Annotated in this window: 19 protein-coding genes and 1 tRNA gene; 9 read left to right on the forward strand and 11 right to left on the reverse strand. The window is 60.8% G+C overall.

The features are described 5' to 3' along the window. Positions 1–616: 616 nt before the first annotated feature. From AC4GYV_RS00205 to AC4GYV_RS00220, 4 genes are all read right to left on the reverse strand, one after another. The gene (locus AC4GYV_RS00205; protein WP_491098640.1) at positions 617–931 is read right to left on the reverse strand and encodes a hypothetical protein; all 315 of its coding nucleotides are present in this window, start codon (positions 929–931) and stop codon (positions 617–619) included. A gap of 246 nt (positions 932–1,177) precedes the next feature. Continuing rightward, on the reverse strand, positions 1,178–2,473 hold the full coding sequence (gene fahA / locus AC4GYV_RS00210) for a fumarylacetoacetase (RefSeq protein ID WP_491098641.1): 1,296 nt from the start codon (positions 2,471–2,473) through the stop codon (positions 1,178–1,180). After that, positions 2,470–3,753, reverse strand: coding sequence for a homogentisate 1,2-dioxygenase (gene hmgA, locus AC4GYV_RS00215; RefSeq protein ID WP_491098642.1), 1,284 nt, complete (start codon positions 3,751–3,753; stop codon positions 2,470–2,472). The genes fahA and hmgA overlap by 4 nt, the downstream gene beginning before the upstream one ends. Positions 3,754–3,859: 106 nt before the next feature. Continuing rightward, positions 3,860–4,057, reverse strand: coding sequence for a hypothetical protein (locus tag AC4GYV_RS00220; protein ID WP_491098643.1), 198 nt, complete (start codon positions 4,055–4,057; stop codon positions 3,860–3,862). 79 nt (positions 4,058–4,136) lie between these two features. On the opposite strand from AC4GYV_RS00220, the gene AC4GYV_RS00225 reads away from it, so the two are divergent. Then, on the forward strand, positions 4,137–4,688 hold the full coding sequence (locus AC4GYV_RS00225; protein WP_491098644.1) for a hypothetical protein: 552 nt from the start codon (positions 4,137–4,139) through the stop codon (positions 4,686–4,688). Here the strand turns inward: AC4GYV_RS00225 and AC4GYV_RS00230 are convergent. Genes AC4GYV_RS00230 through AC4GYV_RS00245 form a run of 4 tightly spaced genes read right to left on the reverse strand, consistent with a single transcriptional unit; the run spans position 4,685 to position 7,104 of the window. Next, positions 4,685–4,894: a hypothetical protein gene (locus AC4GYV_RS00230; protein WP_491098645.1), complete on the reverse strand. Its 210-nt coding sequence runs from the start codon at positions 4,892–4,894 to the stop codon at positions 4,685–4,687. The two genes, AC4GYV_RS00225 and AC4GYV_RS00230, sit on opposite strands and share 4 nt — an antisense overlap. A 24-nt stretch (positions 4,895–4,918) precedes the next feature. Then, on the reverse strand, positions 4,919–5,137 hold the full coding sequence (locus AC4GYV_RS00235) for a KTSC domain-containing protein (RefSeq protein WP_491098646.1): 219 nt from the start codon (positions 5,135–5,137) through the stop codon (positions 4,919–4,921). 39 nt (positions 5,138–5,176) lie between these two features. Beyond that, positions 5,177–6,106, reverse strand: a complete 930-nt coding sequence (locus tag AC4GYV_RS00240; protein ID WP_491098647.1) for a DMT family transporter — start codon at positions 6,104–6,106, stop codon at positions 5,177–5,179. Continuing rightward, the gene (locus AC4GYV_RS00245) at positions 6,103–7,104 is read right to left on the reverse strand and encodes a threonine aldolase family protein (protein ID WP_491098648.1); all 1,002 of its coding nucleotides are present in this window, start codon (positions 7,102–7,104) and stop codon (positions 6,103–6,105) included. Before AC4GYV_RS00245 ends, AC4GYV_RS00240 begins: the two co-directional genes overlap by 4 nt. A gap of 258 nt (positions 7,105–7,362) precedes the next feature. Between AC4GYV_RS00245 and AC4GYV_RS00250 the strand changes: the two genes are divergently transcribed. The 7 genes from AC4GYV_RS00250 to AC4GYV_RS00280 all read left to right on the forward strand — a co-directional run bounded on the left by AC4GYV_RS00250 (position 7,363) and on the right by AC4GYV_RS00280 (position 12,101). Next, the gene (locus AC4GYV_RS00250; RefSeq protein WP_491098649.1) at positions 7,363–8,370 is read left to right on the forward strand and encodes a sulfate ABC transporter substrate-binding protein; all 1,008 of its coding nucleotides are present in this window, start codon (positions 7,363–7,365) and stop codon (positions 8,368–8,370) included. Further along, complete coding sequence (locus AC4GYV_RS00255) at positions 8,370–8,663, forward strand: hypothetical protein (protein WP_491098650.1); 294 nt, start codon at positions 8,370–8,372, stop codon at positions 8,661–8,663. Before AC4GYV_RS00250 ends, AC4GYV_RS00255 begins: the two co-directional genes overlap by 1 nt. A gap of 8 nt (positions 8,664–8,671) precedes the next feature. Then, positions 8,672–9,505, forward strand: coding sequence for a sulfate ABC transporter permease subunit CysT (cysT, locus tag AC4GYV_RS00260; protein WP_491098651.1), 834 nt, complete (start codon positions 8,672–8,674; stop codon positions 9,503–9,505). Continuing rightward, positions 9,502–10,338: a sulfate ABC transporter permease subunit CysW gene (gene cysW / locus AC4GYV_RS00265; RefSeq protein WP_491098652.1), complete on the forward strand. Its 837-nt coding sequence runs from the start codon at positions 9,502–9,504 to the stop codon at positions 10,336–10,338. Before cysT ends, cysW begins: the two co-directional genes overlap by 4 nt. Before the next feature lies 1 nt (position 10,339). Next, positions 10,340–11,059: a sulfate/molybdate ABC transporter ATP-binding protein gene (locus AC4GYV_RS00270; protein WP_491098653.1), complete on the forward strand. Its 720-nt coding sequence runs from the start codon at positions 10,340–10,342 to the stop codon at positions 11,057–11,059. A 269-nt stretch (positions 11,060–11,328) separates the two neighbouring features. Beyond that, the gene (locus AC4GYV_RS00275; protein ID WP_491098654.1) at positions 11,329–11,685 is read left to right on the forward strand and encodes a hypothetical protein; all 357 of its coding nucleotides are present in this window, start codon (positions 11,329–11,331) and stop codon (positions 11,683–11,685) included. 65 nt (positions 11,686–11,750) lie between these two features. Further along, positions 11,751–12,101, forward strand: a complete 351-nt coding sequence (locus tag AC4GYV_RS00280) for a hypothetical protein (protein ID WP_491098655.1) — start codon at positions 11,751–11,753, stop codon at positions 12,099–12,101. A 161-nt stretch (positions 12,102–12,262) separates the two neighbouring features. Here AC4GYV_RS00280 and AC4GYV_RS00285 read toward each other — a convergent pair. After that, positions 12,263–12,337: transfer RNA gene (locus AC4GYV_RS00285), tRNA-Thr, on the reverse strand. An 89-nt stretch (positions 12,338–12,426) separates the two neighbouring features. Between AC4GYV_RS00285 and AC4GYV_RS00290 the strand changes: the two genes are divergently transcribed. Continuing rightward, on the forward strand, positions 12,427–12,552 hold the full coding sequence (locus tag AC4GYV_RS00290) for a hypothetical protein (RefSeq protein WP_491098656.1): 126 nt from the start codon (positions 12,427–12,429) through the stop codon (positions 12,550–12,552). A gap of 14 nt (positions 12,553–12,566) precedes the next feature. Here AC4GYV_RS00290 and AC4GYV_RS00295 read toward each other — a convergent pair whose 3' ends face one another. Both AC4GYV_RS00295 and AC4GYV_RS00300 read right to left on the reverse strand, forming a co-directional pair. Then, the gene (locus AC4GYV_RS00295; protein WP_491098657.1) at positions 12,567–12,695 is read right to left on the reverse strand and encodes a hypothetical protein; all 129 of its coding nucleotides are present in this window, start codon (positions 12,693–12,695) and stop codon (positions 12,567–12,569) included. A gap of 96 nt (positions 12,696–12,791) precedes the next feature. Further along, on the reverse strand, positions 12,792–12,944 hold the full coding sequence (locus AC4GYV_RS00300) for a hypothetical protein (protein WP_491098658.1): 153 nt from the start codon (positions 12,942–12,944) through the stop codon (positions 12,792–12,794). Positions 12,945–12,953: the final 9 nt, after the last annotated feature.

A 12,953-nucleotide genomic window follows, 5' to 3' on the forward strand; every position in this document is an offset into this window, starting at 1 on the left:
TACTCGTCAGCGACTTTTGACCTCGGGAAAAATTCGAGGACTGACTGAACTAAGTTTCGCGCCTCGCGGGCTTGAGGCGTGTTGCAACTCGAGGCGTAAGGGACAGAAGTAACCCCGACCTTGTCATCTTGGATGCCGGGTTTCGGACCCTCCGCGATGAAGGCGACTGCAGATTCCGGAAAGTCATCACTCACGTTTGATCGGCATCCGAGCGGCTTCGTATCATGGGCGACCCCCTTCAGCTGTTCAGGACGCAATCGCCAAAGCCTTTTACGGGCTTGGTCAGCAACATGCCGAGCAAGATGAAATGTCTGCTCATCCTGGGTCTTATTCGAGTCCCGTTCGGTGAGGGTGACAACCAATGAGTTGTCGGGGTGCAACTCATAGGAAAGACGGCGTGAATTTGGGGACCCATATCCACGGCTGAGATAGATGACTTCGCGCGACAGGGGCTTCGCAGAGGGAAGTTGCTTCGCACCGACAAGGCTTTGAGACGGATCTATAGCTGACTGCTGACATGCAGCCGTCAACAATGCCCCAGCGACCCAAATTTGTTGAGCTGCTCGCATAGGCGAAGTTTGCTTTGGCCTTCGAAGGTACGCAATCGGAGGGAACACTAGCTCGCCTGTCGTATCAGCTCGGGCGCGGCCATCCCAACTGGTGAAGGGTGATCATCCCTATAAACGACGACGCTTAGGTGCCTGCGGGTTACCAACTGATCCTCCAGTCGGTCGGTCGTGCGCGACGCGATGTGAATTAGCTCCCCGGCACAAGGTCCGCTCAACACCTTTGCCGAGAGCCGCTGCTCACCGTCCTGCGCCTTCCAAACCGCTCCTGCGACTTGAGCAAGGAACGGTGTTCCGAACAGCGATTGGTCGCCGTCACCGGTCTCGAAGTCGAGCAATATGCGAGGTGGATTGGCAAGGATCATGTCGTCACGATGCCGAGTGCCACTAATGTCTGCAATGGGTCGAAAGCGGACACTAGGACGAGCACTTCACCACTCCGGCCAGTTCGTTTTCTGGGGTCCGGGTGGCTGCCTGAGTGACTGCTGCTCTTCGCCGAACGGTCGGCGAGATCCTAAACGATCAAGCGCTGCCTGAACGATCCAAGGACGAGCTTGTACGTTCCGAGTGCCGCTCAAGCTCATGGGCTGTGGATTATCGCGCACCGCTCTCTAAATTGTCGGCGCCGGGACGACCCGCCCCACACATTCTCCCAGACCGATCCGCACGGCGCCCTCCGCCTCGCACCAGGCGCGAAGAATGACTTCGTCGCCGTCTTCGAGAAAGCTGCGGGTTTCGCCATTGGCGAGTTGCATGGGCTGCTTGCCGCCCTGACTGATCTCGAGGAGCGAGCCGAGGCCCCCGGCGCTGTTCGTCGACAGCGTACCCGTCCCGATGAGATCGCCTGGCTGAAGGTTGCAGCCGTTGCTGCTGTGATGGGCAACTATCTGGGCGGCGCTCCAATACATTGCCGCGTCTGCAGAGCCGCGCGACAAGATGTGGGGCGCTATTCCTGCATTCCGCATCTGCTCGGTCGTCAGCGTGACCTCGAGTTGCACACCGAGCGCGCCTGTTTCGCGGTCCCGGGGATTATCCAAGTAAGGCAGGGGCGCCGGATCGCCGGTCGGACGCGGCGGCATGGGCTTGCGGAACGGCGCGAGCGCCTGAGCGCTCACCACCCAAGGGCTGACGCTGGTCAGGAAGTTCTTCGCCAGGAACGGCCCGAGGGGCTGGTATTCCCAACCCTGAATGTCGCGCGCCGACCAGTCATTGAGCAAGCAATAGCCGGCGATATGCTCGCCCGCCTCGCCGATGGGAATCGGCGATCCAAGCTCGTTCCCCTCGCCGATCCAGATGCCGAGCTCCAGCTCGTAATCGAGGCGGCGGCTTGGGCCGAAGGTCGGGGCGTCGGCGTCTGGCGGCTTGCGCTGGCCGTTGGGCCGCACCACCGGCTCTCCCGATGGGCGGACGGAACTTGCCCGGCCGTGATAGCCAATCGGCACATATTTGTAATTCGGCAGCAGCGGATTGTCGGGCCGGAACTGCTTGCCGACGTTCGTCGCATGATGAATGCCGACGTAGAAGTCGGTGTAGTCGCCAATCAGGCATGGCACGTGCATGCGCACTTCGCTTTGGCCGATCAGCTGAGGCTCGACGTCGTCGCGATAACGATCGTCGCTGAGGATCTCCGACAAGCGCAACCGCAGCTCGCGATGGGCATTGGCGCCGCGGCCGAGCCAGCGGTTGAGCACCGGCTGCGCAAAGTCTTCGCGCCAGCCCTCGTCTAGCAAATCTGCGATGGCGGTGAGGTCGAGGATATAATCCCCGATCGCAACGCCGGGCCGCCGCCTACCCTTCGCTTCGGAGAAGATGCCAAGCGGCAGGTTCTGGATGGGAAAATCGCTGCCTTGCGCCGATGCCACCCAGCTTTTCAGCGAAGGATCGTTGGTTTCGTCAGTTCCGCTCACGGCAGCTTCGCCTTCGGGAAGCCCGCCCACGCCATGTCATAGTCCGGCTGCGCGCGATCGAGCGCATATTGCGTCGGCCGATAGGGCCAGCAGGTCTCGACCATGAACGCCATCGTGCCCTCGATCTTGTGCGGCTTCAGCTCGGCGCCGCTCGCCTTCTCCCAACTTTCGAGATCGGGACCGTGACCGCTCATCAGGTTGTGAAGCGACAGGCCGCCTGGCTGAAAACCTTCGGCCTTCGCATCGTAGGCGCCATAGATCAGGCCCATGGCCTCGCTCATGACGTTGCGGTGAAACCACGGCGGACGGAACGTGTCTTCCGCCACCATCCAGCGCGGCGGGAAGATCACGAAGTCGGCGTTCGCTCGCCCCGGGACGTCGCTCGGCGATGTCAGCACCGTGAAGATCGACGGATCGGGATGATCGAAGCTGATCGTGCCGATGACGTTGAAGTTCGCCAAGTCGTAGCGGCAGGGTGCGTAATTGCCGTGCCAGGCAACGACATCGAGCGGCGAATGATCGAGCGTCGTCGTCCACAACGAGCCGAGGTATTTTTGCACGACCTCGGTCGGCTCATCGCGATCCTCGAACCATGCGACCGGCGTCTCAAAATCGCGCGGATTGGCGAGGCCGTTCGATCCAATCGGACCAAGCTCGGGGAGCCGCAACGGGAGGCCATGATTCTCAGCGACGTAGCCGCGTGCTTCTCCATCGACCTCGACGCGGAATTTCACGCCGCGCGGCACGATCGCGACCCTGCCCGGCGGCACATCCATCCGGCCGAATTCCGTCACGATGTGCAGGTCGCCCTGTTGCGGCAAGATCAGCAGCTCGCCGTCGGCATCGACGAAGACGCGGTTCCTCATGGATTTGCTGGCGCGATAAAGGTGCACCGCTACGCCCTCAAGATCCGCCGGATCACGATTGGCAAGCATCGTCACCAAGCCGTCGACGAAGTCCGCGTCGGCCGGAAGGTCGTCCGGTGCATTCCAGCGCAGCCGGTTAGGTGCCAACGGCTCCTTCACCGTTCCGGGCGCGAACAACGGCGCGCCTTCGTAGCGCACGAACGGCCGGTGATCGGCGGTCGGCCGCAGGCGGTAGAGCCAGCTGCGCCGGTTCTCGTGCCGTGCGGAAGTGAAAGAACTCCCCGATAGCTGCTCGGCGTAAAGACCGAAGGCTGGTTTCTGAGGAGAATTGCGACCCTTCGGAAGCGCGCCTTCGACGGCTTCGCTTTCGAAATGGGCGCCGAAGCCGGTCATGTACCGCAGGGCATCGCTCATGGCTCGCGCGTTAAAGCGTCAGGCGCCCAAACTCAAACGGGCGCGGCCCCTGTTGGAACCGCGCCCGCAGGCAGGCGGGGACTCGCAACCCGCCTGCTTGAAACCCTCAGTTGTGATTGACGTTCACGTCGATCTTGTCGGGAACCTCGACCGTCGTCTTGTTGCCGCCGAGGCCAAGTTGGCCGCGGAAGACGAAGAGCAGGACGAGAACGACAATGATCAGCAGCACGACGGCAAGAACTCCGCCGCCTCCGCCGCCGCCGGTTTCTACAATGGTCGTACGTTCACGATCATCATCGGCCATTGGAAACTCTCCCTCTTGTCACCTGTTGTAGTTGCGAAACGAACGAACTTCGGGTGAGCGGGTTCCGCGAGGAGACAGGATGGGACAGAAGCTGACGATCGTAACTGCGACATTGGCGCTAAGCGCCTGCGGAGGAAATACGCCGTCGCAACAAGAGCAACAGCAGGAAGCGAACGCATCGACGCAAGCGGTGACGCCTGCTCCCGCAGCACCGCCGGAGAAGCCAGCCAACGACCGCACGCCCCTGTCCGAACCTAATGGGCGTATCGATCCCAAGAGCACTGAGGCCGCAGGACAAGTCGTGCAGAGCTACGGCGCGCTCATCGAGCAGAACCGCTGGGCAGAAGCCAGTGCGTTGTGGGGCGACCCCGCCGCAGCGAAGAAGGTGCAGTCCGATCTATCGCAGAATCCCGAAGTGCACCTTGAAATCGGGAACCTCAGCGATCCGGAAGGCGCCGCGGGTTCGATCTACGTGACGATGCCGGTCTTCTTCTACGGCGACGCCAAGGACGGGCAGCCGTTCCGGCGAGCCGCCGACGTCATTCTGCGCCGCGTCAACGACGTGCCCGGATCGACGGAAGCGCAGCGCCGCTGGCATATCGAACGGATCGACTGGAAAGACGCCGCCTAAAGGCTCTTCAGCGCGTCTTCGACTTTCTTCTGGTCATCAGTCGTGATCGGCCCGCCCGTCACGTCGGTGGCCTGTTCGGCATTCGCGTCGTTGCTCGCGGCCTGCGGCTGCGATCCCGCGAAATCATAGGCGAACCAGATGATGCCGGCCGCCCATAGGATGGCCATCCAGCGGTTCTTGAAGACGGAGCTGGTCTTCACAATCATGGCCGCGATCATCGCAGGTCGCGCTTAAGGATTGCTTTCTTCCTCGTGCGTAACTTCGCGGTGCGGATATCTGTCGCGGATCCGGGTGTTGAAATAGACGCCCTTCGCAAAGGCGGAACGGAAGGTCGTCGCGACCTCCTCGGGCACGTTGAAATAGACGTAGCGGCGCCCGGTCGTGAACTCGACCCACAGGTTCTTTTCCATCTCGTCGTAGACGAAGCGGCGGATGACGGTGGAAGGCATGGCTGATCAACGCTCTGAGCGCGGCTGCGCTCCAACGGCTCAGCCTGCGTCAGGCAAAGGCACCGGCGATCGGTTGCGGCGCAGCGCGGAGGCCATGCCTCCAAGCGCGAGCAGCGCGCCTGCGATGGTCAGCGCGGTCCAGCGATAATCTTCCAGCCAGGTGGAGAAGCCCATGGCGATGATCGGCACGATCACGCTCGAATAGGCAGCCTTTGCAGCGCCGATGCGGCGGATAACGGGATAATAGAAACTGAAGGTGAGGACTGAAGCGAACAGCGCGAGGTAGAGCACGCCGGCCCAGTACGATGGTCGCGGATCGAACACCGGCGGCCCGGTCATGGCAAAAGCGATCAGCGCATCGATCACGGCGCCCGCAGCCATCGACCAGGCGAGCATCGCGAACAGCGGGAAGCGGCGGATCTCCGGCCGCGCTTGCACGACGTTGGCGATCGCTGCGCCGATCATGCCGACGAGCGTGATGCCGATGCCGGCGACCACCTGGCCACTGCTCGCCTGGTGCTCCTGAAGCTCGTGAACGAAGAGCAATGCGATGCCCGCCACGGCCACGACGGAGCTCCACACGAAGCGCGAAGTCGGCCGTTGCCCAAGGAACGCCCAGGCCAGCAGGCTCGCCGGGATCAAAAGCAGCGCGAACACTGTCGCGACAACCCCGGAGGTGATGTGCCGCTCGGCTAGATAAACCGCGTTGAAGTTGACGCAGAACTGTGTGAATCCAAGGAAGATGGCGGCCGCGATGCCGTGCCGGCCGATTCGGAGACTCTCGCCCTTGAGCGTCGCCAGAAGCGCCATGGCAATTGCTGCAATGACGAAGCGATAGGTCACCGACCATTGCGGCGGAACGACACCCAGCTGGCCGCGGATGACGATCCAGGTTGAGCCCCAAATCGCCGTGAAGATGATGAAGGGAAGCGTGACCGACCGGAAGGTCGATCCGTGACTCTCCGTCACAATGCCGCGATAGCTTCGGCCAGCTGATCGACAGCCTGGCCATGCTGATCCCAACTGGTCACCAGACGGATTTCGCCCGGTCCCCAATCGTAGAAATCGAAGCCCTGTTCGCGCAGCTTTGCTGCCTCGTCGGACGTGACGTTGAGGAAGATCTCATTCGCCTGCACCGGGTAGACCAGGCGGCCCGGAGCTGCAGTCGCCAAAGTCTTGGCTACCGAATTCGCAGCTCGAGCATTCTCGAGCCAAAGATCATCCTCGAGCATCGCAAGAATCTGCGCCGCAAGCATGCGCCCCTTCGACGACAAATGCCCTGCGCGTTTCCTCCGCACCGCAACCTCGTCGAACAACTCCGTCTTGAACAGGATCAGCGCCTCGGCGTTGAGGCCGCCGTTCTTCACGAACCCGAATGACATCGCCTCGACGCCCGCGCGCCAGCTGACGTCCGCTGGACTCTCGCCGGTTGTCGCGAGTGCATTTGCGAAACGTGCGCCATCCATGTGCAAAGCAAGGCCGCGCTCCTTGGCCAATGCGCCGAGCGCCGCAACTTCGTTCGCACGATAGACAAGGCCGTATTCGGTCGCATTAGTAATCGAGATCGCCGCGGGCTGAACCTGGTGCACGTCCTTGCGAATGAGGTCGCAAGCAGCGGCGACGGTGTCGGTCGTGATCTTGGCCCCCTCACCGTCCAGCAGCGTCAGTTTGGCGCCAGCGGTGAAGAATCCCGGAGCGCCCGCTTCATCGACCTCAATGTGCGCATCGCGATGGCAGAGAATGCTGCGATAGGGAGGACAAAGCGCCGCCAGCGCGAGACAGTTAGCTGCTGTCCCTGTCGAGACCCACAGCGCACGCACCTCTCGCTCGAACAGCTCGGAGAAGGCTCCGTCGAGCCGCTGACTCCATGCGTCGCCGTCGTAAGCGGTGTCGAGCCGGTTGGCCTCGACGATCGCCTCCATCACCCTCGGATGGGCGGGCGCGGCATTATCGGAGAAAAAGCGCATGGTCTCGCCGAATGGCGGCGGCGAGTTGAAGGGTCAATGCGAGCGCTGCGCAATTTTCGGGGTTTGGCAGCCGCTGGACTTGCTGCAGGCAGAGAGGGTGCACCAAGTCGGACAAACGCGTGATCTGCGAATGACAACCAATGGCTTTACGGATGCCGACGAGATGCTCGCTTTTCACGTCGAGTTGACGCAGGGTTAATGTTCCCTAGTGGCTAACCAGAGATTACGCTTGACCCGACTCGAATAGGGATCGGTCTGATGCACAAGCTCCATCACATTGTATTAGCCCTATGTGCGGCCGCGGCGATCCCGTCCGCAGGCAAGGCAGCTCCAAACGAGCTACTCAACGTATCGTACGATCCGACCCGCGAGTTGTATCAAGGGGTTAACGCGGCCTTCGAGAAGAGTTGGCTGGCCGCGAGCAAGCAGCAGATTCAGATCCGTCAAAGTCATGGCGGCTCAGGTAAGCAAGCAAGAGCCGTGATCGATGGACTACCGGCTGACGTCGTTACTCTCGCACTTGCTTATGACATCGACGCGATTGCACAGCGCGGTCTGATCTCACCGGGTTGGCAGAAGCGTCTGCCGTTCAACAGTACGCCGTATTACTCCACGATCGTTTTGCTTGTGCGCCACGGCAATCCCAAGAACATCAAGGATTGGGGCGATTTGATTCGACCTGACGTGAAGGTCATCACGCCCAATCCCAAAACTAGTGGCGGCGCCCGATGGAATTATTTGGCGGCTTGGGGATATGCCCAGCGCAAGTACGGGACACCCGCCAAGGCGAAACTGTTCATGGCGAAGTTGTTCCGCAATGTGCCTGTCCTCGATTCCGGCGCACGCGGGGCTACGACGACCTTCGTCGAGCGTGGCCAGGGCGACGTTCTGATTGCCTGGGAGAATGAGGCGCTTCTCGCCGTCAACAAGCTAGGTCGCGGCAAGTTCGAAATTGTCATGCCGTCCGTCTCGATACTTGCCGAACCGCCGGTCGCGGTGGTCGACAAGGTGGTCGACAAGGATGGCAACAGGAAGGTTGCCGAGGCATACTTGAGATTCCTCTACACCCCTGGCGCACAGGACATCATCGCGAGGAACTACTTCCGGCCTCGCAATTCCCAAATAGCCGCGCGGTACAAGGCCCAGTTCAAGAACGTCCCGCTGTTTACGATCGACCGTAACTTCGGGGGCTGGGACCGCACCCAAAGACTGCATTTCAACGACGGTGGTCTGTTCGACCAAATCTACGAAGCAGCCAAGCGCTGATGGCGCTTCTGCAAAGGGGGCAATGCGTATGCGTATGCTCGGGTGAAACTCCGCCGTTCCAAGGTGGCAATTTCGAGCGGATCACGCTGATTAAGGCGCTCGGAAACGACGGACTCGCCGCGTTTGAGGTCGCGCTTCGGTACGACACTGCCGGACTGACGTGGTATCTCAACCCTTACGCAAAGCTTATGTCGAACTGGATCAGGTTCAGCAGCCACGACACCCCCCTCGATCCGGTTGGATCGGAGACGAAGGGCGACGATTCCGCGGGCCGCGTGAACGTGGATTTCTGAGGTTGGTGGTGCCCAGCGTCATCGCAAGACGTTCCTCCCCTTTACCCGGCTTGGGCTTGTCGCTGGGCATCACGACTCTGTGGCTGTCGCTAATTGTCCTGGTCCCCCTGAGCGCCGTCTTTGTGAAGAGCCTCAGTGACGGCATGGGGGCCTTTTGGGCGGCAGCAATGTCGCCCAGGGCACTAGCCGCCTATCGCTTGTCGTTCGGTGGCGCCGCCGTTGCCGCTGCGGTGAACTGTGTCTTCGGTCTGCTTATCGCGTGGGTGCTGGTCCGTTATCGCTTTCCCGGCCAGCGAATGCTCAGTGCAATCATTGACCTGCCATTCGCACTTCCGACAGCCGTCGCGGGGATTGCATTGACCGCATTATATGCGGACACGGGATTGATGGGCCACCTGCTGGAAAGCGTCGGCCTTCCGATCGCATACCGCCCTGCTGGCGTTGTCCTGGCGCTGACATTCATTGGATTGCCTTTCGTCGTGCGGACCGTCGAACCGGTGCTTTCCGGTCTTCCGAGCGAGGTCGAGGAGGCTGCGTTGACCCTAGGGGCAACGCGGCTTCAAACATTTTCCCGTGTCATCCTGCCTGCAATCGCGCCAGCGCTGGCCACGGGCTTTGCGCTGGCCTTCGCTCGCGGTGCCGGGGAATATGGATCGGTGATTTTCATCGCCGGCAACATGCCGTTCAAGTCGGAGATCGCGCCCCTGCTGATCATCACTGAGCTGGAGCAATATAATTACGCCGGCGCGGCGGCGATCGCTTGCGTCATGCTCCTGATTTCATTCGCGGTTCTGTTATTCTTGAACCAGATCCAGCATTGGCAGCAGCGGAGGAAGGCATGAGTTCCTCCGGCTTGCGTGAGCCGAAGGCCGCCAAGGGACTGCTCATCGCAGTCGCTCTTGCATACGTTGCCATCATGCTCCTCCTACCGCTCGGGGCCGTGCTGGTGGAGGCACTGCGCAAAGGGGCGGGGATCTGGTGGGCCTCGATAACAGAGTCGGACGCGTGGACATCTATCAAGCTGACGCTGCTCGTCGCGGCCATCGCGGTTCCGCTCAACACGATTTTCGGCATCGCCGCCGCATGGGCGATTTCCAAGTTCGATTTTCCGGGCAAGACCGCGCTCGTCGCTTTCATCGAGATCCCTTTCTCGGTTTCTCCGGTCGTATCGGGACTCGTCTTCGTGCTCTTGTTCGGCGCACAGGGCTGGTTCGGTTCATGGCTCGAGGAGCACGATGTTCACATCATCTTCGCGCTGACGGGTCTCGTGCTTGCGACGATATTCGTTACATTCCCGTTCGTTGCGCGGCAGCTAATCCCGCTGATGGCGGCTCAGGGACGCGACAGCGAGGAGGCGGCGTTGACGCTTGGCGCATCGGGGTGGCGCACCTTCTGGCTGGTCACCCTCCCGAACATTCGCTTCGCCCTGCTTTACGGCGTGTTGCTGTGCAACGCGCGCGCCATGGGGGAGTTCGGTGCGGTCAGCGTCGTTTCCGGTCACATCCGCGGCAAAACCAACACCATGCCGCTGCAGGTGGAGGCGCTTTATAATGACTACGACTTTGTCGCGGCCTTCTCCCTCGCTTCGCTCCTCACCCTCCTCGCCGTCGTTACTCTTGCGCTCAAGGCCGGGCTCGAGTGGCGTCATCGAGATCAGCTCGCCGCGTCGCACTGATATGTTCATCGAGGTATCTCGAGTTTCCAAGAGCTTTTCCGCATATCCCGCCCTCGAGGACGTCTCGTTGACGATCCGTGACGGCGAGTTCGTCGCGCTGCTTGGTCCCTCGGGATCCGGGAAGACCACGCTGCTTCGCATCCTCGCGGGCCTGGAAATCGCTGAAACGGGTCATGTCCGCTTCGGGAAGAAGGATGTAACCAAGGACAAGCCGTCTTCACGCGGGATCGGCTTCGTGTTCCAGAACTACGCGCTGTTCGGGCATATGACGGTTGCCGAAAACATTGCTTTCGGCCTCAAGGTCATGAAGCGCTCAGAACGCCCGAAGCGCGAGGCGATCCTTCAGCGCGTCAACGAGTTGCTCGAGCTCGTGCAACTGCCGGGTTTAGAGAAGCGCTATCCGAGCCAGCTGTCTGGCGGCCAGCGCCAGCGCGTGGCTCTTGCGAGAGCGCTCGCGCGAAAACCACGCATACTGTTGCTGGATGAACCGTTCGGGGCGCTCGACGCGAAGGTTCGCCGCGAACTTCGCGACGCTCTTCGAAAGATTCACGACGAACTCGAACTGACGTCGATCTTCGTAACCCACGATCAGGAGGAAGCCTTCGCCTTGGCGGACCGAGTTGCTCTATTGCACCAGGGACGGATCGAGCAGTTCGCAGCGCGCGAGGAGTTTCTAAGGCGTCCCGCGACAGAATTTGTCCGGACTTTCCTGGCGCAGTGATGAAGCAAATGGCGGCTTCCCGCTGCTAGCAGTCGCGCGTCAGTTTAGGTCCTGATGAAAGCGCGGTGGCTGACTAACGCGGCGCTAACTACGATCCTTGGTCAGCAGTTAAACCGATCCAGTTCAATCGTCCTTTATCCCCGGATGTGAAGGGCGTTCCTGTGCAAATTACCGAAATCAAAAGAGATCACTTGAAGTCCAGCGAAGCCACTGCGCTCCAGCTGGAGATACGACAGGCGCACGACAGTATGCAGTCATGCTTCTGCGAAATGGACAAGCTCCTCGACAGCCCCGAGCTTGATGCAACTGCGCTCACATCGGTCCGCTTGAGGCTTGCTGGCATCCGGCTCACCCGAGGCCCCTTGATTAACAGGGTTGCCAACGTGCTTTCCGGAAAGGTCACGGCAGGAGAGCAGGCGATACTCGACGAGCTGCGAGCCTCGCATCAGCGGCTACTTCAGACGGCAACGGCGCACACGAGCAAGTGGACACTGGATGCGATCGCGACCAACTGGTCCCAATATCGTGTCGAAACGCGCGAATTGATGCACAAGTGGCAGACCAAGGCGGAGCGTGAGCAGCGCCTTGTCTATCCGCTGGTGCAGAGATGCGTTGACGCAGCGTAGCCGCGGACCCGCTTGCTATTTCGGCGATTCCCAAGCCTGATGGTAGGCAAAAGGGAACTCTCTCCATGAGCCTTCATTTGAAGCGGGTGGACTTCCAGTCGATCAAAGCTGTTGTTCGCCTTCAGGCGCAGCCACCCGCCAACGATACAGATCCTCTCGACGGCCTCCTCGGCGCAGCTGAGAAAGTTCTCACGGACAATCGGCGCCTGTTGGCGGCCTTGAAGGCGAAGCGGGCGTCAAGCAGCGAACTCCTTGCTCACATCGCCAACCGAGCTTCCGCTCTCAGAAGCGTGACCGAGGACGTCATGCATAACACGCGCGAGCTCCTCGGGATCGCTTGCACACCTTTTGACGGCGTTGAGCTGCCGGGCTTGTTCCAACGCATCAAGCAATCCGACCGCGAAACGCGCTTCTGAAAGCCGGTTCAACCGCGGCGGCGACGGTCCTGAGCGATAGTCTTCCAAGACCGATTCACGACCAAAAGCACCATCGCGATCAGCGCGAACAATACGGCTGAAATTAGGCCGCCTCGAGATCGATAGTCCCAAGGCGACCCCCGTTCACACTTCTGAGGGAATGGTGCTGCCGGTGAGGATTGAACTCACGACCTCAGCCTTACCAAGGATGCGCTCTACCACTGAGCTACGGCAGCACTTTTCGAGGGAAGCGCGCCTATGAGGGCGTGCCCCGCGCCCTGTCAACCCGCTTGAAGACACAGGCCGCAGGAGGCATGCGAATCCGATGGCTCGGACCAGCAACGACCGTGAAGAACGCCTCGCCGCGGCGCTTCGTGAAAATCTCAGGCGGCGGAAGGATCAGTCGCGCAAGATCGCGGCCGACCAGGAGGAAAAGCCGAAGTCAGACTAGGTCCGCCGGGCGCCTCAGGCGTCGCGGTCCCTCATCTTCTTCTCGCCTAGGGCGCCTTCGATTCCGCCCGCAAGATGGTCTCCCACCCAGACGACGGCACCCAGAAGGCCGATACCAAGGACAAGTTGCAGTGCGGTGATCACGATTCGTCTCCGTGATTTCGCTTTACCGCCAATCGATTAAACCCGCAATTAATGGCGGGTGACCATTTGGTTAGTGATGCAAAATCGTACGAGCGTTCAGCGGTAGTGCCAAAGCCTCTGGGGCGTCTCGACTGCCAGCTTGAATGTCCACGCAAGGCCTAGCGCCGTGTAAACGGCAAAGCCCACCAGGATCGCGATGACGCCAACAACCAGTTTCTCACGCAGACGCTGGACATTGAAAGCAACCATTACGCACCT

This window comes from Sphingomonas sp. SP4 (assembly GCF_058313375.1).

Bases quoted from the DNA above. Each gene is read 5' to 3' on its own strand.
- AC4GYV_RS00300 (WP_491098658.1), bottom strand. From the start codon at position 12,944: ATGGTTGCTTTCAATGTCCAGCGTCTGCGTGAGAAACTGGTTGTTGGC.
- AC4GYV_RS00280 (WP_491098655.1), top strand. From the start codon at position 11,751: ATGAGCCTTCATTTGAAGCGGGTGGACTTCCAGTCGATCAAAGCTGTT.
- cysW (WP_491098652.1), top strand. From the start codon at position 9,502: ATGAGTTCCTCCGGCTTGCGTGAGCCGAAGGCCGCCAAGGGACTGCTC.
- AC4GYV_RS00205 (WP_491098640.1), bottom strand. From the start codon at position 931: ATGATCCTTGCCAATCCACCTCGCATATTGCTCGACTTCGAGACCGGT.
- AC4GYV_RS00245 (WP_491098648.1), bottom strand. From the start codon at position 7,104: ATGCGCTTTTTCTCCGATAATGCCGCGCCCGCCCATCCGAGGGTGATG.
- AC4GYV_RS00275 (WP_491098654.1), top strand. From the start codon at position 11,329: ATGGACAAGCTCCTCGACAGCCCCGAGCTTGATGCAACTGCGCTCACA.
- AC4GYV_RS00250 (WP_491098649.1), top strand. From the start codon at position 7,363: ATGCACAAGCTCCATCACATTGTATTAGCCCTATGTGCGGCCGCGGCG.
- AC4GYV_RS00225 (WP_491098644.1), top strand. From the start codon at position 4,137: ATGGGACAGAAGCTGACGATCGTAACTGCGACATTGGCGCTAAGCGCC.
- AC4GYV_RS00235 (WP_491098646.1), bottom strand. From the start codon at position 5,137: ATGCCTTCCACCGTCATCCGCCGCTTCGTCTACGACGAGATGGAAAAG.
- AC4GYV_RS00220 (WP_491098643.1), bottom strand. From the start codon at position 4,057: ATGGCCGATGATGATCGTGAACGTACGACCATTGTAGAAACCGGCGGC.
- AC4GYV_RS00290 (WP_491098656.1), top strand. From the start codon at position 12,427: ATGGCTCGGACCAGCAACGACCGTGAAGAACGCCTCGCCGCGGCGCTT.
- AC4GYV_RS00255 (WP_491098650.1), top strand. From the start codon at position 8,370: ATGGCGCTTCTGCAAAGGGGGCAATGCGTATGCGTATGCTCGGGTGAA.
- hmgA (WP_491098642.1), bottom strand. From the start codon at position 3,753: ATGAGCGATGCCCTGCGGTACATGACCGGCTTCGGCGCCCATTTCGAA.
- AC4GYV_RS00270 (WP_491098653.1), top strand. From the start codon at position 10,340: ATGTTCATCGAGGTATCTCGAGTTTCCAAGAGCTTTTCCGCATATCCC.
- AC4GYV_RS00230 (WP_491098645.1), bottom strand. From the start codon at position 4,894: ATGATTGTGAAGACCAGCTCCGTCTTCAAGAACCGCTGGATGGCCATC.